The organism is Streptomyces sp. NPDC046821 (genome assembly GCF_040645335.1).
GTDB lineage: Bacteria > Actinomycetota > Actinomycetes > Streptomycetales > Streptomycetaceae > Streptomyces.
Genome location: NZ_JBEYYB010000012.1, coordinates 269463 through 295932, shown reverse-complemented (window position 1 = coordinate 295932; position 26470 = coordinate 269463). Strand labels below are relative to the sequence as shown.

The 26470-nt window shown below is 71.6% G+C and carries 25 protein-coding genes; 16 read left to right on the top strand and 9 right to left on the bottom strand.

Translation table 11 applies throughout. From position 1 onward, the window contains the following. Positions 1-130: 130 nt before the first annotated feature. Entirely contained in the window at positions 131-1255 is a 1125-nt protein-coding gene (locus tag ABZ893_RS25750; protein WP_361407725.1) for an LLM class flavin-dependent oxidoreductase, read from the top strand. Further along, positions 1252-1851, top strand: coding sequence for an FMN reductase (locus ABZ893_RS25745; RefSeq protein ID WP_361407723.1), 600 nt, complete (start codon positions 1252-1254; stop codon positions 1849-1851). Before ABZ893_RS25750 ends, ABZ893_RS25745 begins: the two co-directional genes overlap by 4 nt. 7 nt (positions 1852-1858) lie before the next feature. Here ABZ893_RS25745 and ABZ893_RS25740 read toward each other — a convergent pair whose 3' ends face one another. Further along, positions 1859-3253 (bottom strand): hypothetical protein, encoded by a 1395-nt coding sequence (locus tag ABZ893_RS25740; protein WP_361407721.1) that lies wholly within the window; start codon positions 3251-3253, stop codon positions 1859-1861. Positions 3254-3754: 501 nt separating this feature from the next. Beyond that, positions 3755-5038, bottom strand: a complete 1284-nt coding sequence (locus ABZ893_RS25735) for a glycosyltransferase family 4 protein (protein WP_361407719.1) — start codon at positions 5036-5038, stop codon at positions 3755-3757. Between the two features lie 211 nt (positions 5039-5249). On the opposite strand from ABZ893_RS25735, the gene ABZ893_RS25730 reads away from it, so the two are divergent. The 3 genes from ABZ893_RS25730 to ABZ893_RS25720 all read left to right on the top strand — a co-directional run bounded on the left by ABZ893_RS25730 (position 5250) and on the right by ABZ893_RS25720 (position 8778). Then, positions 5250-5954: a response regulator transcription factor gene (locus tag ABZ893_RS25730; protein WP_361407807.1), complete on the top strand. Its 705-nt coding sequence runs from the start codon at positions 5250-5252 to the stop codon at positions 5952-5954. A gap of 3 nt (positions 5955-5957) precedes the next feature. Continuing rightward, positions 5958-7430, top strand: coding sequence for a HAMP domain-containing sensor histidine kinase (locus tag ABZ893_RS25725; RefSeq protein ID WP_361407717.1), 1473 nt, complete (start codon positions 5958-5960; stop codon positions 7428-7430). A gap of 148 nt (positions 7431-7578) precedes the next feature. Continuing rightward, on the top strand, positions 7579-8778 hold the full coding sequence (locus ABZ893_RS25720) for an MFS transporter (protein WP_361407715.1): 1200 nt from the start codon (positions 7579-7581) through the stop codon (positions 8776-8778). Between the two features lies 1 nt (position 8779). Here ABZ893_RS25720 and ABZ893_RS25715 read toward each other — a convergent pair whose 3' ends face one another. The 3 genes from ABZ893_RS25715 to ABZ893_RS25705 form a co-directional block, all read right to left on the bottom strand. Continuing rightward, positions 8780-9400, bottom strand: a complete 621-nt coding sequence (locus ABZ893_RS25715) for a DedA family protein (RefSeq protein ID WP_361407713.1) — start codon at positions 9398-9400, stop codon at positions 8780-8782. Between the two features lie 25 nt (positions 9401-9425). Beyond that, positions 9426-10814: an ATP-binding protein gene (locus tag ABZ893_RS25710; protein ID WP_361407711.1), complete on the bottom strand. Its 1389-nt coding sequence runs from the start codon at positions 10812-10814 to the stop codon at positions 9426-9428. Between the two features lie 131 nt (positions 10815-10945). After that, positions 10946-11617, bottom strand: coding sequence for a response regulator transcription factor (locus ABZ893_RS25705; RefSeq protein WP_361407709.1), 672 nt, complete (start codon positions 11615-11617; stop codon positions 10946-10948). A gap of 636 nt (positions 11618-12253) precedes the next feature. Between ABZ893_RS25705 and ABZ893_RS25700 the strand changes: the two genes are divergently transcribed. The 3 genes from ABZ893_RS25700 to ABZ893_RS25690 are packed head-to-tail and all read left to right on the top strand — an operon-like array spanning position 12254 to position 14621. Further along, complete coding sequence (locus ABZ893_RS25700; RefSeq protein ID WP_361407707.1) at positions 12254-12922, top strand: DUF4956 domain-containing protein; 669 nt, start codon at positions 12254-12256, stop codon at positions 12920-12922. Then, positions 12919-13773 carry a polyphosphate polymerase domain-containing protein gene (locus ABZ893_RS25695; RefSeq protein ID WP_361407705.1) on the top strand — a complete coding sequence of 285 codons (855 nt, stop codon included), beginning with the start codon at positions 12919-12921 and terminating at the stop codon, positions 13771-13773. Before ABZ893_RS25700 ends, ABZ893_RS25695 begins: the two co-directional genes overlap by 4 nt. Beyond that, on the top strand, positions 13770-14621 hold the full coding sequence (locus tag ABZ893_RS25690; RefSeq protein ID WP_361407703.1) for a phosphatase PAP2 family protein: 852 nt from the start codon (positions 13770-13772) through the stop codon (positions 14619-14621). The genes ABZ893_RS25695 and ABZ893_RS25690 overlap by 4 nt, the downstream gene beginning before the upstream one ends. A 165-nt stretch (positions 14622-14786) precedes the next feature. Here the strand turns inward: ABZ893_RS25690 and ABZ893_RS25685 are convergent, their stop codons facing one another. Beyond that, positions 14787-15389, bottom strand: coding sequence for a hypothetical protein (locus tag ABZ893_RS25685; protein WP_361407701.1), 603 nt, complete (start codon positions 15387-15389; stop codon positions 14787-14789). A gap of 741 nt (positions 15390-16130) precedes the next feature. On the opposite strand from ABZ893_RS25685, the gene hemL reads away from it, so the two are divergent. From hemL to ABZ893_RS25645, 8 genes are all read left to right on the top strand, one after another. Then, positions 16131-17495, top strand: coding sequence for a glutamate-1-semialdehyde 2,1-aminomutase (hemL, locus tag ABZ893_RS25680; RefSeq protein WP_361407699.1), 1365 nt, complete (start codon positions 16131-16133; stop codon positions 17493-17495). Continuing rightward, positions 17492-18196 carry a histidine phosphatase family protein gene (locus ABZ893_RS25675; protein WP_361407697.1) on the top strand — a complete coding sequence of 235 codons (705 nt, stop codon included), beginning with the start codon at positions 17492-17494 and terminating at the stop codon, positions 18194-18196. Before hemL ends, ABZ893_RS25675 begins: the two co-directional genes overlap by 4 nt. 141 nt (positions 18197-18337) lie before the next feature. Beyond that, on the top strand, positions 18338-19585 hold the full coding sequence (locus ABZ893_RS25670) for a hypothetical protein (RefSeq protein ID WP_361407695.1): 1248 nt from the start codon (positions 18338-18340) through the stop codon (positions 19583-19585). Positions 19586-19684: 99 nt separating this feature from the next. Beyond that, on the top strand, positions 19685-20305 hold the full coding sequence (locus ABZ893_RS25665; RefSeq protein WP_361407693.1) for a TlpA disulfide reductase family protein: 621 nt from the start codon (positions 19685-19687) through the stop codon (positions 20303-20305). Between the two features lie 6 nt (positions 20306-20311). Further along, the gene (locus ABZ893_RS25660) at positions 20312-21085 is read left to right on the top strand and encodes a cytochrome c biogenesis CcdA family protein (protein ID WP_361407691.1); all 774 of its coding nucleotides are present in this window, start codon (positions 20312-20314) and stop codon (positions 21083-21085) included. Positions 21086-21088: 3 nt separating this feature from the next. Beyond that, positions 21089-22867: a cytochrome c biogenesis protein ResB gene (locus ABZ893_RS25655; protein ID WP_361407689.1), complete on the top strand. Its 1779-nt coding sequence runs from the start codon at positions 21089-21091 to the stop codon at positions 22865-22867. Next, positions 22864-23958, top strand: a complete 1095-nt coding sequence (gene ccsB / locus ABZ893_RS25650; protein WP_361407687.1) for a c-type cytochrome biogenesis protein CcsB — start codon at positions 22864-22866, stop codon at positions 23956-23958. The genes ABZ893_RS25655 and ccsB overlap by 4 nt, the downstream gene beginning before the upstream one ends. Before the next feature lie 44 nt (positions 23959-24002). Beyond that, positions 24003-24536: an SRPBCC domain-containing protein gene (locus tag ABZ893_RS25645; RefSeq protein ID WP_361407685.1), complete on the top strand. Its 534-nt coding sequence runs from the start codon at positions 24003-24005 to the stop codon at positions 24534-24536. Between the two features lie 30 nt (positions 24537-24566). On the opposite strand, the gene ABZ893_RS25640 is transcribed toward ABZ893_RS25645, so the two are convergent. From ABZ893_RS25640 to ABZ893_RS25630, 3 genes are all read right to left on the bottom strand, one after another. After that, entirely contained in the window at positions 24567-25160 is a 594-nt protein-coding gene (locus ABZ893_RS25640; protein ID WP_361407683.1) for a TetR/AcrR family transcriptional regulator, read from the bottom strand. A 323-nt stretch (positions 25161-25483) separates the two neighbouring features. Then, complete coding sequence (locus ABZ893_RS25635) at positions 25484-25942, bottom strand: nucleoside deaminase (RefSeq protein ID WP_361407681.1); 459 nt, start codon at positions 25940-25942, stop codon at positions 25484-25486. Between the two features lie 46 nt (positions 25943-25988). After that, complete coding sequence (locus ABZ893_RS25630) at positions 25989-26390, bottom strand: PLD nuclease N-terminal domain-containing protein (protein ID WP_361407679.1); 402 nt, start codon at positions 26388-26390, stop codon at positions 25989-25991. Between the last annotated feature and the right edge of the window lie 80 nt (positions 26391-26470).

Genomic DNA, 26470 nt, shown 5'->3' with positions numbered 1-26470 from the left:
CTGACGCATAAGGGCTGACGTGCGATCCCGGGTGCCCGTGGAGTGACGCGCGGCACCCGGGAATAGCTGGAACGCCGCCACCGTTCGTGGGTATAGTTGAATAATCAACAACCGCGAAGGGTGAGCAGCCATGCAGTTCGGAATCTTCAGCGTCGGCGACGTCACGGCCGATCCGACGACGGGCCGTACGCCGACGGAGCACGAGCGCATCAAGGCCATGCTCGCCATCGCGCAGAAGGCGGAAGAGGTCGGCCTCGACGTCTTCGCCACCGGCGAGCACCACAACCGGCCGTTCGTGCCGTCCTCGCCGACGACGATGCTGGGCTACATCGCCGCCCGCACCGAGAACCTGATCCTGTCGACGTCCACCACGCTGATCACCACCAACGACCCGGTGAAGATCGCCGAGGACTTCGCGATGCTCCAGCACGTCGCGGACGGCCGCGTCGACCTGATGATGGGCCGCGGCAACACCGGCCCGGTCTACCCCTGGTTCGGCAAGGACATCCGCGAGGGCATCAACCTCGCGATCGAGAACTACGCCCTGCTGCGCCGGCTGTGGGACGAGGACGTCGTGACCTGGGAGGGCAAGTTCCGTACGCCGCTCCAGTCCTTCACGTCGACGCCGCGGCCGCTCGACGGGGTCGCGCCCTTCGTCTGGCACGGCTCGATCCGCTCGCCCGAGATCGCCGAACAGGCCGCCTTCTACGGGGACGGGTTCTTCCACAACAACATCTTCTGGCCGATGGAGCACACCAAGCAGATGGTGAACCTCTACCGGCGCCGCTTCGCCCACTACGGGCACGGCACCCCCGAGCAGGCGATCGTCGGACTCGGCGGCCAGGTGTTCATGCGCAAGAACTCGCAGGACGCGGTGCGCGAGTTCCGCCCCTACTTCGACAACGCGCCGGTCTACGGGCACGGCCCCTCCCTGGAGGAGTTCACCTCGCAGACCCCGCTGACCGTGGGATCCCCGCAGCAGGTGATCGAGCGGACGCTCGGCTTCCGGGACCACGTCGGTGACTACCAGCGCCAGCTGTTCCTGATGGACCACGCCGGCCTGCCCCTGAAGACCGTCCTGGAGCAGCTCGACATCCTCGGCGAGGAGGTCGTGCCGGTGCTGCGCGAGGAGTTCGCGAAGATGCGCCCGGCGAACGTGCCGGACGCCCCGACGCACGCCTCCCGCGTCGCCGAAGGCTTCGTCTCGCCCATCTCGTACACCACGCCCGCCGAGCAGGAAGGAAGTGCCGCATGAAGCTCGTCGTCGTGTCGGCGGGGCTGAGCGCCCCCTCGTCCAGCAGGATCCTCGCGGACCGGCTCGCCCAGGCGGTGACCGCCCAGGCCGGGCCCGGCGTCGAGGTGACCTTCGTCGAGCTGCGTGACCTGGCCGTCGAGATCGCCCACAACCTGGTCACCGGGTTCCCCGGGCCCGCCCTCAAGGCGGCGCTCGACGCGGTGGCCGGGGCGGACGGCCTGATCGCCGTGTCGCCGGTGTTCGCGGCCTCGTACAGCGGCCTTTTCAAGTCGTTCTTCGACGTGCTCGACCGGGACGCGCTCACCGGGAAGCCCGTGCTCGTCGGGGCGACCGGCGGGACGCCGCGGCACTCGCTCGTCCTGGAGCACGCGATGCGGCCGCTCTTCGCCCACCTGCGGGCCGTCGTCGTGCCGACCGCCGTGTACGCGGCGTCGCAGGACTTCGGAGCGGAGGGCCTGGCGGAGCGCGTCGAGCGAGCCGGCGGCGAACTCGCCCGGCTCATGACCGGCCTCGCCGCCGCCCGCCCCGCGCCGGTGGCGGAGTGGGGCGACGACGTGATCCCGTTCGAGCAGCAGCTCGCCGCGCTGCGGGCGTAACAGGGAGTTACTGGTGGGCGGCCGGGGCGACCCAGGCCGTCCACCCGGGGGTGCCGGGCAGGCGATGTGGCGTCCAGCCGTGCGTGTAGTGCGGCTGGCTCTGTCCCTTTTCCGTGAGGACGGCCGTCGGCTCCTTCGCGGCTTGCTTCACCAGGCCCGCGACGGACGTCGACATGTTGTTCCCGGACACCTCGGCCGAGGCGCAGCCCCCGGCGTACGCGATCGGGATGGCGCGCGGGCCCGCGACCAGGCACGGCGGGCGCAGGCCCAGGTCGCGCAGACCGTCGGCGGCGGCGCGGTAGCGCTGGTTCGCGGCGGCGGCCGTGTCCCTGACGTCGGCGAGGACGACGCTCTGCGACGTGAGCTGAGCGGCGACCACGACTCCTACGACGACCAGGACGCTCCGCGCGCGGAAGCGGGCGAACAGGCCCGCGACCGGCAGCGCCACCAGCGCGTACGCCGGGAGCAGGAAGCGCGGGGCCGAGTAGTCGAGCAGCAGCAGATAGGGCACCGAGAGTGACACGGCGCACGCGACGGCGAGCGCGGCCGGCGGGAACCGGCGGTCGCGCAGGGCGAAGCCGAGCGCGGCAAGCGCGAGTACCGGCAGGGCCAGCCACCACAGCGTGAAGCCGGTGGAGACGTGGGTCACCGTGCAGGGGCGGCAGAGCACCGGACCGTCGAGGCTGTGCCAGGCGTTGGCGAAGTTGAGGTGCAGGCCCATCGTGCCCTCGGTGGCGCTGGACACGTGCAGGCGTTCCTGGATCGAGCCGAAGCGGATGAACGCCTCCGCGACCCACTGGGCCATCCCCAGGACGAGCCCGCCCACGAGGTAGGGCAGCATCCGGCGGCCGCGGAACAGGGCCACCACGAACAGCGGCAGGGTGAGCCAGACGACGTCCGACGCGCGGAACAGGGCGGCCGCTGCGACACATCCCGCGAGCCACCAGCCGGCGCGCGGCTCGCCCCGGAGCACCGCCCGCAGGAACCAGCCCACCGCGCCGACCGAGGCGAACGCCACCCACAGGTTCGGCATCGCCTGCGGCCCGTAGAGCAGGGTGACCCAGAGGCCCGCGAAGAGGAGTGCGGCGAGGGCGGTGGTGCGGGCCCCGACGATCGGCCGCCACACGCGGAACGCGGCGTACAGTGCGGCCGACGACAGCAGCGTGAGCCCGACGCGCAGGACCACCGTGGACGAGGTGAGCGCGATGATCGGCGCGGTCAGGAAGCTGGTGCCGCGCGAGCGGGGCGCGCTGAAGAACGCGGTGGGTATGCGCGGGTCGTACTGGGACACGTAGACCGACTCGTCCCAGCCGAGTACGTGGGCGAGCTGCGGCACGACGAACACGAACTGCGCGAGCGCGTACCCGACGGCCACGACGAGCAGCCACGGAACGCCCCGCACCCCCCACCCCACCGGACGCCCGGCCTCCGCACCCGGGGGGGTGGGGGCGGGGCCGAGGGGGTCCGGTGTGACGGGAGTGGGGGGTGGGGCGCTGTGGGGGGTGGTTCTGGGGGCGGGGGTTTCGGAGGGGGAGGGAGCGGTGGGGGCTGAGGCGGAGGTGGAGGCGGAGGTGGCCTCGGCCGACACGGTCTCGGACGCGGGGGGTGTGGGTTCTGGAGCGGTCTGAGAACCGGTGTCCGGAGCTGTCAGGGAATCCGTTTCCGGAGCCGGAGAAGCCGCCGGGTTCGGCTGTCGCTCGGGGCGTGGTGCGGACCGGGGGGCGGGCCGCCGCCGGTGATGAACGGCCCGCCTCCCCCGGCCCTCGGTGGCTCGTTCCCGCTGGGCCCCGGGGGCCGTGAGGCCTCGCGGGTGAGCCGGTTCAGGAGCAGACGTGCCGCGTCGCGCGTCGTCGCTCATGTGCCTTCCCCCTTGCTTGCTTCAGCGTCAGGTAAGACCTAGGCGTCAGGTGGGACGCGGGTCGGAGCGGGCCCCGCGCGGGGCCGCGGGCGAGGTGCCCCGGGCCGGACGGCGGGTCGAACGGGCTTTGCGGCGCGCCCAGTTGGCCGCGCGGTATCGCAGCCGCTCCCAGGACCTCAGGCGCCGCGACGCACGCAGCTCGCCGAACAGGAGCTCGTAGCGGCCGACGATCGGGTCCGGGTCGTACCGGTGCGCCGACGCGAACGCCGCACGGGCCATCGCGTGCCGCTTGGGCTCGTCCTCGATGAGGTCGACGAGGGCCTCGGCGATGGCGCGCGCGTCCCCGACCGGCACGAGCCGGCCGTCGACGCCGTCCGTGATGATCTCGGCGGGGCCGAGCGGCGCGTTCGTGCTGACCACCGGGACCCCGCAGCGCATCGCCTCGACGAGCGTCATCCCGAAGGACTCCGCGTCGGAGGCGGACACGACGATCGAGGACCGCGCGAACTCCGGCTCGATCGGCGAGCGCGCGCCCATCAGGTGCGCGCGCCCGGTCAGGCCGAGCCCGGAGATCAGCTCGCGCAGCTTCGCCTCCTCGGGCCCGCCGCCGTAGATCCGCAGCTGCCACTCGGGCGCCTGCACGGCGACCGCCGAGAACGCTTCGAGCAGCAGGTCGAACCGCTTGCCCGGGGCGAGCCGGCCGGCGGTCGCGATGATCTTTGGGGTGCCGTCGGAGGGCTCGCAGGGCGCCTCCGGCACGATGTTCGGGACCGACAGGACCCGCACGCCCGGCAGGGTCATGCGCGCCCGGTACGCCTCCGCGTCCGCCGCCGTCATGGTGACCACGGCGTCGAGGGAGCGGTAGTGGCGGGCGAGCACCGCGCGGAGCTTCTTGCTGTGGGCCTCCAGGCGCAGGTGCTCCTGCCCGATGCGCAGGGCGGTGCGGGGGCCGAACATCGCCAGGTAGACGTTGATCCCGGGGCGGGTGCCGATCACCACGTCAGCGTCGCAGTGCTCCAGGTACTCCCGCACGCGCAGATCGTGCAGCCGGGTGTACTGCTTGTGGCGCTTCTCGGCGCTGGGGAAGTCCTGGGCCGGTTCCTCGTACGTCGCGTAGCGCGTGTCGACGCTCCCGATGCGGGTGTCGACGAGCGGGACAAGGGTGACCTCGGGGTCGATCTCGAACCGCGGCACCTCGCGGTGGCGTGACATCGAGACGATCTCCACGTCGTGGCCCCCGCGCCCGGCGAGCGCCGAGGCGAGGTTGAGCGTGGTCCGTACGGTCCCGCCGATCGCGTACGCGTTGTGCAGCAGGAACACGATCTTCATGGACAGCCCTCCCGGCGGACTCTCTGCCCGCGACATATCAGGGGGAGCGTGGTGCAGCCAGGTAAGCCGCCGGTCCTGAGCGGGTGAGAGGCGGGTAAGAAGGGGGCTGGCCGGTCCCCGGTCGGGGGTTGAGCTGCGGCGACGGCAGGGCACACTGGAACGCGTGTCCCCTACCGCCGCGTCCGCCGCCCCCCGCGCCACGTCCCCGACCGTGCTGCTCGCCGAGGACGACCGCGCCATCCGCCACGCCCTGGAGCGGGCCCTGACCCTGGAGGGCTACGCGGTCACGGCCGTCGCCGACGGGGTGGAGGCCATCGCCCAGGCTCACCGCAGCGCGCCCGACATCCTCGTCCTGGACGTGATGATGCCGGGCATCGACGGCCTCCAGGTGTGCCGGGTGCTGCGCGCCGAGGGGGACCGCACGCCGATCCTGATGCTGACGGCGCTCGTCGAGACGCCCGACCGGATCGCGGGTCTGGACGCGGGCGCCGACGACTACGTCGTGAAGCCGTTCGACGTCGACGAGGTCTTCGCCCGGCTCCGCGCGCTCCTGCGCCGCACCGACGGCACGGCCTCCTCCGAGAACGGCCACCACGTGGCGCCCGACACCCCGGACGGGCAGGTCACGGCCGCCGATGTGCGCATGGACCCGCAGGCCAGGCGCGCCTGGCGCGGGGACCGTGAGCTGGAACTCACCCGCACCGAGTTCGACCTCCTGGAACTCCTCGTGCGCAATGCGGGCATCGTCCTCGACCACGCCACGATCTACGACCGCATCTGGGGCTACGACTTCGGCCCCGGCTCGAAGAACCTCGCCGTGTACGTCGGCTATCTGCGCCGCAAGGTCGACGAGCCCGGCGCCACCTCCCTGATCCACACCGTGCGTGGCGTCGGCTACGTGCTGCGGGAGGACTGAGGTTTGGTACGTCGCCGCCTGCGCGCGTTCCTGCGGCGGCGGGGGAGCGCCCGGTCGCTGCGCACCACGTTCGCCGTGTCCTTCGCCGCCGTCGCCGCGGTCGTCACCGTCCTCGTGGGCCTTCTGTCGTACGACGCCGCGGCCCGGCTCGTCCGCGTCGACCAGCAGGCGGTGTTCAACGAGGTCGTCCACGATCTGAAGGTGCAGGTCAAGCACGAGAAGCTCACCCCGTACGACTTCGTCGTGGGCGACCCCGACCACGACGGTCCGCGCGACGACCTGATCCGGCCGGCCCGCACGAACGTCCAGATCCTCGGGTCCGGCGGCGTGATCGTCGACGCGGGCAGCCCGCGGCTCCCCGTGAACGCGGCGGACAAGCTGACCGCCGACTACGCGAAGCCCGGCCTGACGTCGGACGGCAAGGGCGTGTCGGGCCCCGGGTCACGGCGTGACGTGCAGCTGGGCGGCGACGAGTACCGCATGACGACCGTGTCGCTGGGCGGCGGACGCGGGGCCGTGCAGGTCGCGCAGCAGTTCAGCGACACCGAGGATCTGCTGCGTCAGCTCCAGCGGCGTACGGGTGTGGTGGCCCTCGCCGTGATCCTCGCCTCGGCCTTCGTCGGCTGGTGGCTGGCCCGGCGCATCACGCGCCGCCTGGTCCTGCTCGCCGGGGCGGCGGAGGAGGTCGCGGGCACCGGGCATCTCGATGTGCGGGTGCCGGTCGAGGGCGGCGACGAGGTCGGCAGCCTGGGCCGGTCCTTCGACCGGATGCTGGGGCGCCTCGCGCGCGCCATCGAGGACCAGCGGCGCCTCGTCCAGGACGCGGGGCACGAGCTGCGTACGCCGCTCACCTCGCTCCGTACGAACATCTCGCTGCTCCGCCGCATAGAGGATCTGCCGCCGGCCGCCCGCGAGGAGCTGATCGCCGACCTGGCGCAGGAGTCCCGCGAGCTGACCGACCTGGTCAACGAGCTGGTGGACCTGGCCGCGGGCAAGGAGGACGACGAGCCGGTCGTCGAGGTGGAGCTCGCCGACACCGCCGAGGACGTGGCGGTCCTGACCCGCCGCCGGACCGGCCGCGAGATCACGGTGCGCGTCACGGGCGCCACCGCGATCCAGGGCCGCCCGGCCTCGCTCCAGCGCGCGCTGTCCAACCTCGTGGAGAACGCGGCCAAGTTCGACCGCGGCGGCACGGAGCCGATCCAGATCGTGGTGACCGGGGGCATCCCGGACGGCGTACGCGTCGAGGTGCTCGACCGGGGTCCCGGCATCGCGGACTCGGACCTCGAACGCGTCTTCGACCGCTTCTACCGGGCCCCGGCGGCCCGCAGCCTCCCCGGCTCAGGCCTGGGCCTGTCCATCGTCCAGGAGGTCGCGTCCGCCCACGGCGGCCGCGCGTTCGCGGAGCGCCGCACGGGCGGAGGAGCGGCGATCGGATTCACGGTACGGGGGGTCCGGACGGAGGAAGAGGCGTGACGGGGCGCTCCGCTGGGGGCGGGGGGCCGGCTTCGGTCTGCCGCCGGGGCTCCTCGGCGGTGGCGCTTGCCGAGCCGGGCCGGGCGCCCTTCGAGGACTACGTGGAGCAGGTCTTCGTCGCGCTCCACCAGAATTCCGGAGCGGACCCATGACCGCGGCACCCGCTTCCGCCTCCGCGCCCGCCCCCGCCCGCCAGATGTGGCCCCTCTACGCGGCCGGGTTCACCACCGCCTTCGGGGCGCACGGGATCGCCGCCAACCTCGGTGGCCACACCCATGGCGCCGTCACCTCCCTGATGGTGCTCGGTGGGCTGCTCGCCCTCTACGACGGCGCCGAAGTGCTGCTCAAGCCCGTTTTCGGCACCCTCGCCGACCGGGTCGGCGCCCGCCCCGTCCTGCTCGGCGGACTCGCCGCCTTCGCCGCCGCGTCCGCCCTGTACGTCGTCGCCGACAGCCCCGGCTGGCTCTGGGCCGCGCGTCTCGGGCAGGGCGCCGCCGCCTCCGCCTTCTCGCCGTCCGCCTCCGCGCTGGTCGCCCGCCTCAACCCGGCCGCGAAACACGGCCGCGCCTTCGGCAGCTACGGCTTCTACAAGTCCGTCGGCTACACCCTCGGCCCCCTGCTCGGCGGCGTCCTGGTGTGGGCCGGCGGCCTGCGCCTGCTGTTCGTCGTCCTCGCCGTGCTCGGCGCGGCGGTCGCCGTGTGGGCCGCGCTCGCCGTACCCGCCGTACCGCCGCTGCCCAAGGCCCGGCAGACGGTCCTCGACCTGGCCCGGCGCCTCGCCGACCCGGCCTTCCTCACCCCGACGACCGCGCTCGCGGCGGCGACGGCGGCCCTGTCGGTCGGGGTCGGTTTCCTGCCGGTCTCCGGCCGTGCGGACGGGCTCGGCACGGTCGCGACCGGGGCGGCGGTGTCGGTGCTCGCGGGGTGCGCGGCCGTCGTCCAGCCACGCGCCGGGCGCGCTCTGGACGACGGGCGCCTCACCGCCCGTACCGGTCTGACGGCGGGGCTGCTGGTCACCGCCGTGGGCATGGCCTGCGTGATGCTGCCGGGGCTGACGGGCATCCTCCTCGGGGCCGCGCTGACCGGCGCCGGTACGGGGCTGATCACCCCGCTCGGCTTCGCCACGCTCGCCGCGAGCACGCCCACGGAACGGCTCGGCCAGACGATGGGCGCCGCCGAACTGGGCCGCGAACTGGGCGACGCGGGCGGCCCGTTGCTGGTCGCAGCCGTTGCCTCGTACACGACACTGACGTACGGCTTCGGGGCGCTCGCCGTCCTGATCGGGGTCGTCGCGGTGGTGGTGTTCGCACAGCGCCGGCCGGTGGCGCCCGTGTCGCGGGAGCCGTGACTCAGGTCTGGCGCCGGGCGCGCAGGACGTGGCGGGCGATCAGGGCCGCGATCAGGACGCCGAGGACGATGAGCGCGTAGAGCTGGTAGCGGCTGATCACGTCGTACACGGCGGTGATGTGGGTGCCGGTGACGTAGGCCAGGGTCGCCCACAGGCCGACCCAGAGCGCGGCGCCCAGGGCGTTGAAGACGATGAAACGGCGCCAGGGCATACCGCTGGTCCCGGCGATGATGCCGTTGACCTGGCGCAGCCCCTCGACGAACCGGGCCACGATGACGATCGCGCCGCCGTGCCGCTTGAAGAAGTCCTCCGCCTTGGCGAACCGCTCGGGGGTGATGAACACGTAGCGGCCCCAGCGGTGCACGAAGGCGCGTCCGCCGTAGTGGCCGATCAGATAGCCGATGTTGTCGCCGACGACGGCGGCCGCGAAGGCGACGGCGGCGACGGCGAAGATGTTCAGCTGACCGGCCCCGGCGTAGACCCCGGCGGCGATCAGAATCGTCTCGCCCGGCGCGGGCACCCCGAAGTCCTCCACGAGAACCACGGCGCCGACAGCCCAGTACCCGTAATGACTGAGCAACGGAGCGAGATGGGCCAACGGGCCGGGCAGGGGCGTCGCCATATCTGAACGGTACGCCGGAGGTGCCTCAGCACGGCAGATCGACCGTCACCGCGCCCCCACCCCCCATGTTCTCCGCGTACGCAGACCCCCCGTGCGCCACCGACGCCGCCCGTACGAAGGCGAGGCCCAGGCCCGAGCCCTGGCTCGTGCGGCTCGCCTCCGCGCGGGCGAAGCGGTCGAAGGCCCGGGGCAGGAACTCGGCCGGGAAACCGGGCCCCTCGTCCGTGACGCGCAGCCGTAGCCTCCCGCCCCCGACCGTCGCCGTCACCCGTACCGTCCCGTCGCCGTGGCGGAGCGCGTTGTCGACGAGGTTGCCGATCGCGGGCTGCAGCCAGCGCGCGTCGACGTCGACCGTCGCGTCGGGCACGGCGACGGTCAGGGCGCGCCCGGCCCGTTCCGCCGTACGCAGATGCGGCGCGACCGCCGCCTCGACGAGGTCGGGTAGGCGCAGCGGGAACCGCGTGATGTGGGCGTTGCCGCCGAGTTCCTCCAGATCGAGGAGCGCGTTGGACAGGTCGATCAGGCGCTGGACCTCGGTGTCCACGGAGCGCAGCGTCTCGGTGAGTTCGCCGCTGGAGCGGGGCCGGTGCAGCGCGACGTCCAGCTCGGCGCGCATCAGCGTCAGCGGCGTACGCAGTTCATGGCTGGCGTCCGCGACGAACCGCCGCTCGCGCTCGGCGGACGCCTCGAGCCGCTCCAGCATGTGGTTGAGGGTGTGCCCGAGCCGGGTGATGTCGTCGTCGCGGTCGGCGGGTACGTCGAGCCGGGTGTTCTGGGCGCCGTCCGCGAGCGTCGCCGCGCCGCTGCGGTAACGCTCGACGGGGCGCAGGGCCGCGCGGGCCGTGCGGTAGCCGACGTACGACGCGGCGATCAGCGTCAGCGCGGACGCGAAACCGAGCTGGGCGAGGAGTTCGCGCAGCGCCTCGTCCCGGTGCCCGCGCCGGAGCGCGGCGATCACGATGCGGGGCTGCCCGGCCGCCGTGACGCGCCGGGCCTGGAGGCGCAGGGTGTCGGAGGTGATGGGCAGGAGCGAGCCGATGTCCCGTCGGATGGTCGCGCCGCCCGCGACGGCGGCCAGCTCGGCGGGCGTGAGCAACTGCCGGGGGAGCGCGTCGCTGGACCGCAGGACGTGCCCCTGCCCGTCGAGGACTTGCTTGAGGCTGCCGCTGGGGCCCGGCGGCAGGGGTGATCCGGCGCGTACGGCCCGGTCGAGCCCGCGCTGGTAGGCGGTGAGGTCGTCGTTGAGCTGCTGGTCGAGGGCGGTCTTGACCCGCCAGTAGACGAGCCCGGCCGCGCCGGTCAGGACCAGGGACATGGTGACGGCGACGGCGAGGACGAGCCGGGTGACGACGGGCATCCGGCGCAGCCGGGCCCGTATACCGGCCGGTTGGCCTGCCGTGTCCTGCCGGGTCACGGTGCGGTCTCCAGGCGGTAGCCGTGCCGTGTCCTGCCGGGTCACGGTGCCGTCTCCAGGCGGTAGCCGCGCCGTGTCCTGCCGGGTCACGGTGCCGTCTCCAGGCGGTAGCCGCGCCGTGTCCTGCCGGGTCACGGTGCCGTCTCCAGGCGGTAGCCGCGCCCGCGCAGGGTCGTGATCGTCGTACGGTCGAAGGCGCGGTCGACCTTGGCGCGCACCTTGGAGACGTGGACGTCGATGGCGTTGCTGCGGAGGTCGGTCTCGCCGTCCCAGACCTCGTCGAGGAGCTGGAGCCGGGTCACGACCCGCCCCGCGTTGTCCATCAGCACCCGCAGGACGTCGAACTCGCGCCGGGAGAGCTCGAGTTCGGCGTCGCCGCGCCAGGCACGGTGCTGCTCGGGGTCGAGAACGAGGTCACCGACCTGGAGGCGGCCTGAACTGTCGGGGCGGCGCCGGGATATGGCGCGCAGCCGGGCGAGCAGTTCGTCCATGGCGAAGGGCTTGACCACGTAGTCGTCGGCGCCGGCGTCGAGCCCGGCCACGCGCTCGCTGATCGCGCCGCGCGCGGTGAGCAGGATCACGGGTACGTCGATGCCTTCGCCGCGCAGCGTGCGGCACACCTCGACGCCGTCCATCCCGGGCAGCATGACGTCGAGAAGTACGGCGTCCACGCGGGGGTCACGGGCGGCGGCGAGGCCGGAGGGCCCGTCGTAGCGTCCCTCGGCGGTGTGACCGGACTCGCCGAGGAAGCGGACGACCAGATCCGTGAGCCGTTTCTCGTCGTCGACGACCAGGCAATGCATATCGGCCAGGCTAACGGGGCGGCTGCGCCGGGCTTTCGGGGGCGATGGTGCTGGGCTGACGGGGACGGCTGCGCCGGGATTTCGGGGGCGATGGTGCTGGGCTGACGGGGACGGCTGCGCCGGGATTTCGGGGGCGATGGTGCTGGGCTGACCGGGGCGAGGGCGCTGGGCTGACGGGGACGGCTGCGCCGGGATTTCGGGGGCGATGGTGCTGGGCTGACCGGGGCGAGGGCGCTGGGCTGACCGGGGCGGGGGCTGGGGCCGTCCGCCGAGTCGGCGTGGTGCGGGCGGCTGGGCTGTCGTCCACTCCGAACGGTACGCCGGCCAGGCGTCTGGACCGTCGCCGGGCCTTGCCCGGCCTGACAGAACCCCCGCGCCGCCACTCCGGCCGCCCCCGCCCGGCCCCCCGACAGCCGCACCTCGACCGCCCCCGCCCGGCGAAGCCCCCTCCCCGCCCGGCGAAGCCCCCTCCCCGCCCGGCGAAGCCCACCCCACCCGGCGACAGCCCCCCCCACGACGGCCGTCAGGAACCCTTCATGGTCTGTTCATGTGACTTCCCTACCTTCCTTCATGTCGCGGTGCTCCGCGGGCCGCGACCGGTCCGCCGTCTGCCATGCCGTGACGGAAGGGACAGTCATGTACGCAGCGGCAGCGGTCACGGTGCTCGCCGGTAAGGGCATCACCGACCACATCGCCCCCACGGACCTCATCTCCCGCGGTGGTCTGGACGTCGTAGCGCTGCTGATCCTGGTCGGCTGGCTCTACCGGCGCCGCCCCAGCGCGCCGGAGATCCCGCTGGTCCTGGCCGGGCTGAACATCGGCCTGTTCGCCGCGATGAGCACGATCAGCGCGGGCAAGTTCCCCGCCGGCGTCGGCTTCGGACTGTTCGGCATCCTCTCCCTGGTGCGCCTGCGCAGCGCCGCGTTCACCCTGCGGGACGTCGCCTACACCTTCGTCACCTTGGTCATCGCCCTGTGCACGGGCCTGCCGCAGCGCCAGACGTGGCTGGTCGTCGGGCTCGTGGCCGTCGTCCTGGTCGCCGTCCTCGTGGTCGACGACCCCAGGTCGTACGACCCGCCGACCCGCACCGTGAAGCTCACGCTCGACCGGATCTACCCCGATCCCTCGCTCATCGCCGCCGACGTCGCGCTCCGCTTCGGGCAGGCCCCGCTCTCCGTGGCCGTCGACGAAGTCGACTACGTACGCGAGACCACCCGGGTCTCCGCGCGGTACCCGGACGTGGCCGGTACCGATCTGGGTACCCTCGCGGACGCGGAACCGCGCGAGCAGGTGGTCGTGTCATGACCCCGGCGTCAGCCTTCGCGGCAGGGCTCGGCCTGTCCGCCCTGCGGGGCGCCACGCTCGCCGAGGTCGACGCGGCCGCCGCGCTCCAGCACCGCACCGACCGTAAATATCTGGTCCCGCTCGACCAGGCACGCGTTTTCGTCCGCCGGCTCGCCGACGATCATCACGTCCTCGACCTGGGCGGACGCCGTACGACGAGCTACCTCAGCGCCTACTTCGACACCGAGCGCCTCGCGTCCTGGCACGCGCACGTGCAGGGCCGGCGCCGCCGCTGGAAGGTCCGGACCCGCCTGTACGCGGAGGACGGCCTGTGCCGGGTCGAGGTCAAGACGAAGGACGGCCGCGGCAACACGGTCAAGCACGCACTGCGCGTCCCGGCCGCCGCCTACGGCGAACTGGACGCGCAGGCAGCGGACTTCGTGGACGAGAACCTCGAGCGCTCCGGGATCCCCGTAAGGGCCGCGGACCTGGTACCCGCCGCCGAGATCCGTTACGTCCGTGCCGCCCTCGCCGACCTCGACAACGGCACCCGCGTCACCCTCGACGGCGTCCTGACCTGCGGACACGGTGACCGCACCGCCGCCCTCGACCCCGGCCACGTACTCGTGGAGACGAAGGGCGGCCTCCAACTCGCCCCGGCCGACCGCCTGTTGCTGAGCCTCGGCGTACGCCCGGTGTCCCTGAGCAAGTACGTCGTCGGCCAGTCCCTGCTCAGGCCCGGCCTGCACGACAACGACGTACGACGGCTCGCCCGCACCCACTTCACCGCACCGACGAGCACGGACCCCCCAACGGGCCCCCTTCCGGATCCCCTCCCGGACCCCCTCCTCGAAAGGATCTCCGCCGCATGAACGCCCTGCGTGGCATCAAATGGCCGTACGCGCTGATCGCGCTGGTCGCCGTGGCCGCAGCCGCCTTCGGCCTGCTGCACCCGGCCGCCGCAGCATCGTCCGCCAAGAAGAAGAAGCCCGGGGCCACGGCGCGGATCAAGCAGAGCCCGCCGCCCCAGCTCTTCACCGACGCCGAGATCGCCAAGATCGGCAAGGCGGCCTCCGACCAGCGCAAGAAGGCCGACGCGCTCTTCGCCAAGTGGAAGGCCGAGCACGGCACGGGCCGCGACGACAAGGCGTTCGCCGCCTGGGTCGCGCAGCAGGTCCCGGCCGGGCCGTCCGCCGACCAGCGCAAGGCCGAACTCAAGGACGTCCAGGCCCTGGCCAAGACCCGCACGGCCGCCGGCAAGAACGCCGCGACCTGGCTGGAGCTGCACGGCAAGAAGGACATCTGGAAGCTCTACCTCCACGACCAGCGCGAACTGATCCCCGCCGCGCAGGGCAAGGCGGAGAAGGCCCAGCTCAAGGCCGCCCTGAAGCTGGCCAAGACCGTCAGTGACCAGGTCGCCGCCAAGGACAAGCAGCCGGCGCCGTTCGTCATGGACCCGACCCTGCGCCCGGAGAAGCACATCAAGCCCGGCGCCAAGGGCCCGTACTCCTACCCGTCCCGCCACGCGGCCCGCTCCGCCGCCGCCGTCACCTTCCTCAGCGCCCTCTCCCCGCACCGCGCCGAGGACTACGAGTGGATGCGCGCCGAAGTCCTGTACTCCCGCCTCTACATGGCCGGCCACGTCAACAGCGACCTCACCGCCGGCACCCTCCTCGGCGACCTGATCGGCGACTACGAACTCGCGATCAACGGCCACTGACCGACTCCGTCGGCCCGGCGGCATCCCCCTTGCGCGTAACGCGGTTCGGGGGGTGCCGCCGACGCGTATGCCGGTCCCGGGTGCGCCGCGTAGACATGAAAGGAGACATGAAAACGGCGGAGCCCGAAGGCCCCGCCGAACAATGTGACGCCCTGTAATCCCGGCTCAGGGCCACACCAGGCAGTACGCCTGGTGGCCCGCGTCGTGCAGGCGGTGGCTGAAGTCCTGCCATTCGTGGAGCAGTTGGTACACATTGAACGCGTCGCGCGGGCCGCCGCGGTCCGGGACCGTCGACCAGATGAACGCCGCCGCGCCCACGGCCTCCTCGCCCACGCCGCGCAGCGGGTCGACGACCGTCATCGGGAGCTTCACGACGGCGTAATCGGGGTGCAGGACGACCAGTTCGAGCGGGGGCACCTTGTGCAGGGGTATGCCCTCGATGCCGGTGAGGACCATCGCGGCCATCGTCTCCGGCTTGATCTTGGTGAACATGCCGCCCATGCCCAGCTCGTCACCGCCGAGCTCCTCGGGACGCATCGAGATGGGGACGCGGGCCGCCGTGGCGCCGTCGGGCGCGCCGAAGTATTTGTACGTCACCCCCACCCGGCCACCATTCCTGCCCCCGGTCCCGCCCTGTGTCTGCTCCGCGCCCGCATCCCCCGCTGCTGCTGCCGCTGCCGCCTCCGCGTCGCGCCGGTGCTTTCCGCGCCGGGCACGCCGGGGGCCCAGATCGCCGGTCCCCTCGCCCAGTCCGCCACCGCGATGCATATCTCCACCCGACTGCTTTTCCAGGGCGCCTCGCCCCTTTTCTAGGCCGCGCGGTCAGCACCGCGCAACCCGATCATCGTGTCAGTGACCTCCCCCACGGTCACTCGCCGAAACGTGCGGCGGAACACCTGCGGGCAGGGGCACGAAACCCATGCCGGCGCCGACGTGAACCGTCCGCGAGCCGCCCTCCTCCGGGGAGTTTAGGTAGTCGGTTCGCGCCGTGGCCAGAAATGCAGGCGATGAGCCATCCCGGGGGTCCGGTTCGCGCCAGAAGGACGTGGAGGAAGGGGACGGGGACGTGCGGGGGGAGTGGGTGAGACGTGCGTGATGAGTGGGGGGAGGAGGGGAGGGGGAGGGGCGCGTGCGGTGGTGGGCCGGTACGCGCGCCGGGTGTGAGGGCGCGGCGCGCCGGGCCGCGAGGCTGAGGTGGGCCGGGAGGTGGGCAGAACCCAAGGCTCCGGTAAATCGGGACGTGGGACGGACGCGAGGGCGCGGCGGGACCGGGACCCAAAGGCGACGGCGACCCGGGACGCAAGGCGGCGGCGAGCCGAGGCGTGCGCCGGACCAAGGCCCCGGCGGGCCCGAACCCGCGCCCGACCCAACCCACCCCCCCGGACCAGAACCCCCGCCCGACCCAACCCACCCCCCGGACCAGAACCCCCCGGACCAGAACCCCCGCCCCCGCCCACCCCCGACCCGTCCGGCGTGGACCCGCGAAAGCCTGCCCGTACGCTGAGAGGCATGGCAGAGGCGAACAACATCCCCGGGTCCGCGGCACCTAGCTCGGGCGCGACCGCACCGTACCCCTATGAAGCACCGGTCTCGCAGGGTCTCTTCGACCGCGCGGCCCTCGTGACCCCGGGCGGCGTGAACTCGCCCGTGCGCGCGTTCCGCGCCGTGGGTGGGACGCCCCGGTTCATGGTGTCCGGCACCGGTCCCTACCTGACCGACGCCGACGGCCGCGAGTACGTCGACCTCGTCTGCTCCTGGGGGCCGATGATCCTCGGCCACTCCCGCCCCGAGGTCATCGCCGCGGTCCAGGAGGCCGTCGCGCGCGGCACGTCCTTCGGTACGCCGGGCGAGGGCGAGGTCGCGCTCGCCGAGGAGATCGTCGCGCGTATCGCGCCGGTCGAGCAGGTGCGGCTCGTGTCCTCCGGGACCGAGGCGACCATGTCCGCGATCCGGCTCGCCCGCGGCTTCACCGGCCGCGCGAAGATCGTCAAGTTCGCCGGCTGCTACCACGGGCACGTGGACGCGCTGCTCGCCGCCGCAGGTTCGGGCGTCGCGACCCTCGGGCTCCCCGACACCCCGGGCGTCACCGGCGCCCAGGCCGGCGACACCATCGTCGTCCCCTACAACGACCTCGACGCCGTGCGCGCCGCGTTCGCCGCGAACGAGGGCCAGATCGCCTGCGTCATCACCGAGGCCTCGCCCGGCAACATGGGCGTCGTCCCGCCGGTCGCCGGCTTCAACCAGGGCCTCGCGGACCTGTGCCGCGCGAACGGAGCGCTGTACATCTCCGACGAGGTCATGACCGGTTTCCGCACCTCGAAGGCCGGCTGGTTCGGCGTCGACGGCGTGGTGCCCGACCTGATGACCTTCGGCAAGGTCATGGGCGGCGGCTTCCCCGCGGCCGCGTTCGGTGGCCGCGCGGACGTCATGGGGCACCTCGCCCCGGCGGGCCCGGTCTACCAGGCGGGCACGCTCTCCGGGAACCCGATCGCCACGGCGGCCGGCGTCGCCCAGCTCCGCCTCCTCGACGACGCGGCCTACGCGAAGATCGACGCGGTATCCGAGGAAGTACGCACGCTGGTGAGCGCCGCGCTGACCAAGGAGGGCGTCGCCCACCGCGTACAGACCGCCTCGAACATGTTCTCCGTGTTCTTCACCGAGAACGAGGTCCGCAACTACGACGACGCGAAGCGCCAAGAATCCTTCCGCTTCACCGCGTTCTTCCACTCGATGCTGGAGCAGGGCGTGTATCTGCCGCCGTCGGCCTTCGAGTCCTGGTTCGTCTCGACCGCCCACGACGAGCGGGCGGTCGAACGTATCGCCGCCGCGCTCCCCGGTGCCGCCCGCGCGGCTGCGGAGGCGACGCAGGCATGACCACTGCCGACAAGCCCGCCCGGTCCGACAAGGACATCACCGTCGTCCACGTGATGCGGCACGGAGAGGTGCACAACCCGGAGGGGATCCTGTACGGGCGGCTGCCCGACTACCACCTCTCCGAGCTCGGCCGGCAGATGGCCGACCGGGTCGCCGAGCACCTGTCCTCGCGTGACGTGACGCACGTCGTGGCCTCGCCGCTCGACCGGGCGCAGGAGACGGCGACGCCGATCGCGAAGGCGCACGGCCTCGACCTGGCGACCGACGACCGCCTCATCGAGGCGGGCAACGTCTTCCAGGGCAAGACCTTCGGCGTCGGCGACGGCGCGCTGCGCAGGCCGGAGAACTGGAAGCACCTCGTCAACCCGTTCAAGCCGTCCTGGGGCGAGCCCTACCTCGAGCAGGTCGTGCGGATGATGGGCGCGATCGACGCGGCGAAGGACGCGGCGCGCGGCCACGAGGCGGTGTGCGTCAGCCACCAGCTGCCGATCTGGATCGTGCGCAGCTTCGTGGAGAAGCGGCGCCTGTGGCACGACCCGCGCAAGCGGCAGTGCACGCTGGCCTCGCTCACGTCGTTCACCTACCTCGGCGACAAGATCGTGTCCGTCGGCTACTCGGAGCCCGCGCGGGATCTCGTGCCGGCTCATCTCCTCGCGGGCGCCAAGCCGGTGAAGGGGAAGGACAAGGCTTTCGGCGCCTGACGCACCGTCAGGACATGGGTTCCTCTGTACGCGCGCATTGCCCAAATTTGTGTGACTTGCAGGAACCCCCCTGTTCGTCGCGCCCTCTAAGGGTGTGTCCCTCCCGCCAGGGGATCGGGGCGCGACGAATGGGGCTGTGGAATGCCGGCGATCTCGCGGCGAGGACTGATCGGGCTCGGGGCAGGCGCGGCGGCGGCCGCCGCGCTCTCCGGGTGCGGTACCGACAGTGGCCAAGGCGGCGGTGGGTCCATCCCTCCGGGTGCCAAGGCGAAGGGCGGCGGCGCGGGGATGCCCGAGAAGCCCCAGGGCCGGCTGATCGGTGACGGCTCGACATCCTTCACCGGCAAGCAGCCGAACCAGCCTGCCGCGCCCGTCCCCCTCGAACCCGGCCAGACGCCGCCGCAGTTCGTCGTCTTCTCCTGGGACGGCGCGGGCGAAGTCGGCAACGGACTCTTCCCGCGCTTCCTGAAAGCCGCCGAGGAGACCGGCGCGCACATGACGTTCTTCCTCTCCGGCCTCTATCTGCTGCCCGAGGCGAAGAAGCGGCTCTACCGCCCGCCGAACAACCACGTCGGCGCCTCGGCCATCGGCTACCTCACCGACACCCACCTCGAGGAGACGCTGAAATGCGTCCGCCAGGCGTGGCTCGCCGGCCATGAGATCGGCACGCACTTCAACGGCCACTTCTGCTCGGGCTTCGGCTCCGTCGCGCACTGGACCCCGGCGCAGTGGCACAGCGAGATCGACCAGGCCAAGTCCTTCGTCAAGGAATGGCGCACGAACACGGGCCGCTACGACCTGCCTTCGCTGCCCTTCGACTACGAGAAGGAACTCGTCGGCGGCCGCACCCCCTGCCTGCTCGGCCAGAACAACCTGCTGCCCACGGCCGCCAAGCTGGGCTGGCGCTACGACGCCTCGTCGCCGGGCGGCAAACAGCGCTGGCCGTCCAAGCGGCTCGGTGTGTGGGACCTGCCGCTCCAGTCCGTGCCGTTCCCCGGGCGCAAGTTCGAAGTGCTGTCGATGGACTACAACATGCTGGCCAACCAGTCGGTGCACACGACCAAGGCGCCCGCTTACAACTACCCGGGCTGGCGCAAGCAGTCGGCCGAGGCCTACATCGCCGGCTTCCACCGGGCATACGAGACAAACAGGGCGCCCTTCTTCATCGGCAACCACTTCGAGAAGTGGAACGGCGGGATCTACATGGACTCCGTCGAGCACGCGCTGCGGCACATTGCCGGCAAGAAGGACGTACGCCTCGTGTCCTTCCGGCAGTTCGTCGACTGGATGGACGTCCAGGACCCGAAAGTGCTTGACAAGCTCCGCACGCTCGATGTCGGCGTTCGCCCCCACGGTGGCTGGAACCGCTTCCTCAGCGCCACGGCGTGAGCGACACGCCAGACTCCATTTGACCCCCGCTGAAATGGGCTTTTCCGTACCCAAGGGGGGTGCGGAAGATCCCCTAAACAGACATGCGAAACTTTTCACATGAGTGCCGCCTGCCGCGTTCCCCACCTCGCTGCAACCAAGCGCCGTACCGTCTTCCTCGCCGCAGGAGCCGCCGTCGCTGCGCTGACGCTCTCCGCCTGCAGCTCCGGCGGGACCTCGGGCGGCGGCAACAACACCAACTTCGTGACGAACTCCGGCGGCATCTCCACCGCTGCCAAGGCGGAGCGTCAGCCCGCGCCGAAGCTCGACGGCAAGGACCTGGAGGGCAAGCACCTCGACCTCGCCGACTACAAGGGCAAGGTCGTCGTCCTGAACGTCTGGGGCTCCTGGTGCCCGCCCTGCCGCGCCGAGGCCGACTACTTCGCCAAGGTCTCGAAGGAGACCCAGGCCAAGGGCGTCCAGTTCATCGGCATCAACACCCGCGACGCGCAGACCGAGCCGGCCCTCCAGTTCGAGAAGGACCACGGGATTCCCTACCCGAGCTTCTACGACCCCTCGGGCAAGCTGATGCTTCGCTTCGCGAAGGGCACGCTCAACCCGCAGTCCATCCCCTCCACGCTCGTCATCGACCGCGACGGCAAGATCGCCGCCCGCTCGCTGCGCGCCCTCAGCGAGGACAAGCTGCGCGAGATGATCGACCCCGTGATCGCGGAGAAGTGAGCGACGGTGACCCCCACGTTCACCGATCTCGCCGCTGACGGAGTGAACAGCACAGTCGAAACCGGCACGCTCCTGCTCGCCCTCCCGATCGCCGCGCTCGGCGGTCTGCTCTCGTTCTTCTCGCCCTGCGTCCTGCCCCTCGTGCCCGGCTACCTGTCCTACGTGACCGGGGTCAGCGGCACCGACCTGGCGGACGCCCGCCGGGGCAGGATGGCGCTGGGCGCCACGCTCTTCGTCGCGGGCTTCACCGCCGTCTTCGTCTCCGGCGGCGCCCTCTTCGGCTACTTCGGCCAGACGCTCCAGGAGTACCAGGACACCCTGACCAAGATCCTCGGAGTCCTCATGCTCCTCATGGGGGTCTTCTTCATGGGGCTGATGCCCTGGCTCACCCAGCGCGAATTCCGCTTCCACAAGCGGCCGGTGACCGGGCTGATCGGCGCGCCCGTGCTCGGTGCGCTGTTCGGGATCGGCTGGACCCCGTGCATCGGACCGACGCTGGCCTCCGTGACCGTGCTCTCGTTCAACGAGGCGAGCGCGGGCCGCGGGGCCATACTGACCGTTGCGTACTGCGCCGGGCTCGGCATTCCCTTCGTGCTCGCCGCCGTCGCCTTCCGCAAGGCCCTCGGCGCCTTCGGCTGGGTCAAGAAGCACTACGCCTGGGTGATGCGGATCGGCGGCATCATGATGATCTTGACCGGAATTCTGCTGCTCACAGGAGCCTGGGACATCCTCGTCCAGCAGATGCAGACCTGGTCCGACGGCTTCACGGTGGGAATCTGATCCATGAGCACGACTGAATCCGGCAAGACGAGCGAGGCCGGCGAGACCCGCGAGGCCGGCGAGACACGCGCGGCGGACGACGCGGACGACGCGGGCGACGCGGGCCAGGTGACCGCCGACGAACTCGGCGCAGCCGGCTCGCACCTGTCCACCGCCCCGGAGGAGGACTCCGAGGACCGCGGCCCCAACCTGCCCCGCCTCGGCGTCATCGGCTGGGCCCGCTGGTTCTGGCGGCAGCTCACCTCGATGCGCGTCGCGCTGATCCTGCTCTTCCTGCTGTCGCTCGGCGCGATCCCCGGCTCGCTCATCCCGCAGTCCGGGACCGACGAGCTGAAGGTGCAGACCTTCAAGGACGCGCACACCACGCTCGCGCCGGTCTACGACAAGCTCGGCCTCTTCCACGTCTACAGCTCGGTGTGGTTCTCCGCGATCTACATCCTGCTGTTCATCTCCCTCATCGGCTGCATCGTCCCGCGCACCTGGCAGTTCGTCGGCCAGCTCCGCGGCCGCGCGCCCGGCGCCCCCAAGCGCTTCACGCACCTGCCCGCCTCGACCAGCTGGCGCACCGACGTCGAGCCCGAGGAGGTCCGCGCCGCCGCGCTCGCCCTGCTCAAGAAGCGCCGCTTCCGCGCCCACGCCGAGGGCGACGCCGTCTCCTCGGAGAAGGGCTACCTGCGCGAGGCCGGCAACCTGGTCTTCCACGTCGCCCTGATCGTGATGCTCATCGCCTTCGCCTGGGGCCAGCTCTTCAAGTCCGAGGGCGGCAAGCTGATGGTCGAGGGCGACGGAGGCTTCTCCAACGCCCTGCCGATGTACGACGACTTCAAGTCCGGCAGCCTCTTCGACGCGGACACCGACCTCACGCCGTTCAGCTTCCAGCTCGACAAGTTCGTCGGGACGTACGAGCGGAGCGGGCCGAACAAGGCCACCCCGCGCACCTACCGCGCCGACGTCACCTACAGCGTCGGGGCCGAGGGCAAGGACCAGAAGACCGCGATCGAGGTCAACAAGCCCCTCGAGATCGACGGCACCAAGGTCTACCTCAACGGCCACGGCTACGCGCCCACCGTCACCGTCCGGGACGGCCGCGGCAAGATCGTCTCCCGCCAGGCCGTCGCGCTGCTGCCCATCGACTCGAACGTCACCTCCACCGGTGCCATCAAGGTCATGGACGGCTACCGCGACAAGAACGGCAAGAAGGAACAGCTCGGCTTCAACGCCTTCTTCGTGCCGACCTTCGCGGGCTCCGGCAAGGGCGACATGTTCTCCCAGTTCCCCGCGCTCGACTACCCCGTCCTCGCGCTGTCCGCGTACCACGGCAGCCTGGGTGTCGACTCGGGCATCCCACAGAACGTGTACCAACTGGACACCTCCAAGATGAAGAAGTTCACGGACTCCAAGGGGGAGCTGCTCAAGACGCGGCTGCGGCCCGGCGAGACCATGCAGCTTCCGAACGGTGCCGGGTCGATCACGTTCGACAAGGACATCAAGCAGTGGGCGAGCTTCCAGATCACCGACCAGCCCGGCACCGGCTGGGCCCTCACCGGAGCGATCGCCGCCATCGCGGGCCTCGCCGCCTCCCTGTTCATCCAGCGCCGCCGCATCTGGGTGCGGGCGGTGAAGGGCGCCGACGGAGTCACCCTCGTCGAGATGGGCGGCCTCGGCCGCAACGAGTCCTCGAAGGTGGCCGAAGAGCTCGGCGATCTGGCCGCACACCTCCACGAACAGGCGCCCAGCGCCGCCGATCCCGAACCTGTTCCTGCCGAAGGGGCTGAGAAGTGAATCTCGCCGCCGCAACCAACGAGAATCTCGCGAGCATCAGCAATGTGCTGATCTACTCGTCGATGGCCGTGTACCTCCTGGCCTTCTTCGCGCACATGGCCGAGTGGGTCTTCGGCAGCCGCAGCAAGGTCGGCCGCACAGCCGCCGCGCTGACCCAGCAGAAGGGCGACGCGGCAGCCGCGACCGGCACCGTGAAGGTGCAGGTCAAGGGGAAGGACGGCGGCACCAAGACCCTGGAGCGGCCCGCCGTCGTGACCCGCGCCGTGGCCGGCGCGCGTGACGTCCCGGACGGCCCCGGCGCCTCCGGCGGCGACGCGCAGGGCGACCTCTACGGCCGTATCGCCGTGTCTCTCACCGTGCTCGCGTTCCTCGTCGAGGCCGGTGGTGTCCTCACCCGCGCGCTCTCCGTGCAGCGCGCGCCGTGGGGCAACATGTACGAGTTCAACATCACCTTCTCCACCGTCGCCGTCGGTGTGTACCTCGGCTTCATGCTGGCGAAGAAGAACATCGGCTGGCTCGGCCTCCCGCTGGTCACCACGGTCCTCCTCGATCTCGGCCTCGCTGTCACTGTCTTGTACACCGCCAGCGACCAGTTGGTTCCCGCCCTCCACTCGTACTGGCTGTACATCCACGTCTCCACCGCGATCTTCTGCGGCGCCGTGTTCTACGTCGGAGCGGTCGGCACGCTGCTCTACCTCTTCCGCGACGCGTACGAGAGCAAGCTGGCGAGCGGCGGACAGCCCGGCAAGTTCGCGACGTCCGTCATGGAGCGGCTGCCCGCCGCGGCCTCGCTCGACAAGTTCTCGTACCGCGTGAACGCGGCCGTCTTCCCGCTGTGGACGTTCACGATCATCGCGGGCGCGATCTGGGCCGGCGACGCGTGGGGCCGCTACTGGGGCTGGGACCCCAAGGAGACCTGGTCCTTCATCACCTGGGTCGCGTACGCCTGCTACCTGCACGCCCGCGCCACCGCAGGCTGGAAGGGCCGCAAGGCCGCCTACCTGGCCCTCATCGCCTTCGGCTGCTGGCTCTTCAACTACTACGGCGTGAACATCTTCGTCACCGGCAAGCACTCCTACGCCGGAGTCTGAGCCGGCGGGGTGCGAGCGGCGCGCGGGCGGGCCAGCCTGGAGGTATGAGCCAATCCGCCGCGCCCGTCGAACCCGGCACGAGCAGGACCGAGGGTGATACGCACACCCTCCATTTCACGATCGGTCTGCCCCACCCCGTGGAGCAGGTCTGGGCGGCGGTCGCCACCCCGGAAGGACTTCCGGGATGGCTGGCCGCCGCCGACGTGTTCGAGCCCCGGCTCGGCGGGGCGGTCACGCTGCGGTGGCTCAACAACGGAGGCGCCCACCGAGGCAACGTGACGGCCTGGGACGGCGAGCGCGTCGCCGAGTACACCCTCGAAGGGCTCCACGGCAGGATGCGGTTCCATCTGGAGCCGGACGGCCGGAGCGCGACGACCCTGCGTTTCACGAACGAGTTCGACGGCGACGATGCCCTGCGCCTCGACTGTCTGGCCGGCTGGCACGACCACCTGGAACACCTCGTCGCCGCGCTCGACGGCCACCCGACGGACGAACAGGCCTGGGCGGCCTGGACCCCGGAACGGTGGCAACAGCTCAGGGACTGGTACGTCGCCGCCGCGGGGCGGGATCCGAGCTGAGGCGCAGGGAGCGCGGTACGCGGCCGCAGCTCAAGGCGCCAGCGACCGCCAGATCCGGTCCGGCAGGACCCGCGCCGCCTCGGCGAGATCCACGTCGTCGACGCCGGACAGCCAGCGCCGCGCCACTCCGACGACCGGTCCCAGCACCAGCGCCTCGATCAGCGGCATCGGCAGCGCGGCCACCTCGCCGGACTCGACGCGCGGCCGCAGCCACTCCGCCATCGGCGAGAGCCGGGCCTCCTGCGCGTCCCGCAGCTCCCGCCCCCGCGCCATGCCCGCCCGGTCCGCGAAGGAGGAGTGCATGAGGCGGGACGCGTCCGGGTACTCCTGGACGAAGTCCAGATACGCACGCACGAGAGCCCGTACGCCGGTCCGTGCCGTACGGGACCGGACCAGGGCCGCCGCCAGCTCGTCGAGGAGACGTCCCAGCCAGCGCATCACCAGGGCGCTCATGAGCCCGTCGACGCTGCCGAAGTGGTGGTAGAGGCTGCCGAGACTGACGCCGCTCGCCTTGGTGAGAGCACTGACGGTGATGCCCTGCTCGCCCTCTTCGGCATACACCCGCAGGGCGGCGTCCAGGAGTCGGTCGGCTGTTGCCGCGCCGCGCTGTTGCTTGGGAGCCATGGTGGAAACCAGCCTAGGGCACGCGGATTTATCCGGAGAATCCCCGGAAGCGTGGTTCGTCCCGGCTGGTGCGGGCAGCTCCCGGAGTGAAATGGTTTTCTAGAAAGAACTACCACTCCGAACGGCGGATGGGTCAGACTGTTCCGAGTGTCCGGGCTGATGTCGGTCCGTGCGGACCGGGGGGATCGCACGGCCGGCGACGGTCCGGTCGCGGGCCGGTGAACGGGGAGAGTGTGGGACGGGGGGCCACCCCGGCCAAGGCCGTCGAGCGGAACGGGGGGCCGCTCGACGGCAACCGTTCCCGTACGTTCCCCGGGGCGTCGCTACTCCCCGATGTCCTCGTTCCACAGCTCGGGCCGCGCCGCGATGAACTCCCGCATCAACGCCACGCACTCGGCATCGTCGAGCACCAGAACTTGAACCCCATGTTCCGCCAGCCAGTCATGGCCGCCGTGGAACGTACGCGCCTCACCGATGACCACCCGCGAGATCCCGAACTGCCGTACAAGCCCCGAGCAGTACCAGCAGGGCGAGAGCGTCGTCACCATCGTCGTGCCCCGGTACGAGCGCTGCCGGCCCGCGGAGCGGAACGCGTCCGTCTCGCCGTGCGCCGACGGATCACCGTCCTGCACACGGCGGTTGTGCCCGCGCCCGAGGACCCGCCCGTCCGCCGAGTAGAGCGCCGCGCCGATCGGGATGCCGCCCTCGGCGAGCCCGGCCCGCGCCTCCGCCACGGCCGTCGCCAGCCACTCGCGCGCGAGTTCGGGCCCGAGCGTGCTCACGCCTGTCCCCAAGGCGGACCCACCCGCTCCGGAGAAAAGCCGCCGCTCACGCCTGCTCGCCCCCCTGCTCCCGCTCCCGCTCACGCCGCTTCAGTTCCTCCTCGCGGCGCCGCAGATCGGCCTCCCAGTCCTTCAGGAGCGACTCGTCCTTCTTGTTCTCTTCCCTGAGGGACTGGAGGAACTCGGGATTGTCGTCGGGCGCGACGAACGTGGTGCGGTGGTTGCGGTGCCACTCGGAGGGCGTCGCTCCGCCCGCGGGCGCGCGCCGGTACCGGCCGGCGACGAGCCAGGCGATCGGGCCGACGAGCACCTCGCCGAAGAGCAGGATGATGATCACCCACACCACCTTCGGCAGGCCCCTGACCTCTTCCTCCGGGGTGTTCAGGCAGTCGATGAAGGCGTAGATCCACAACGCCAGGACCAGCAGGAACGGGATGTAGCGCAGCATGGTGGCGGGATCCCCCAAGGAACGGCGTGGAGGCGACGCGGGCCCCCGGTGACCGGGCCAGGGTAGCGGGTGCTCGATAC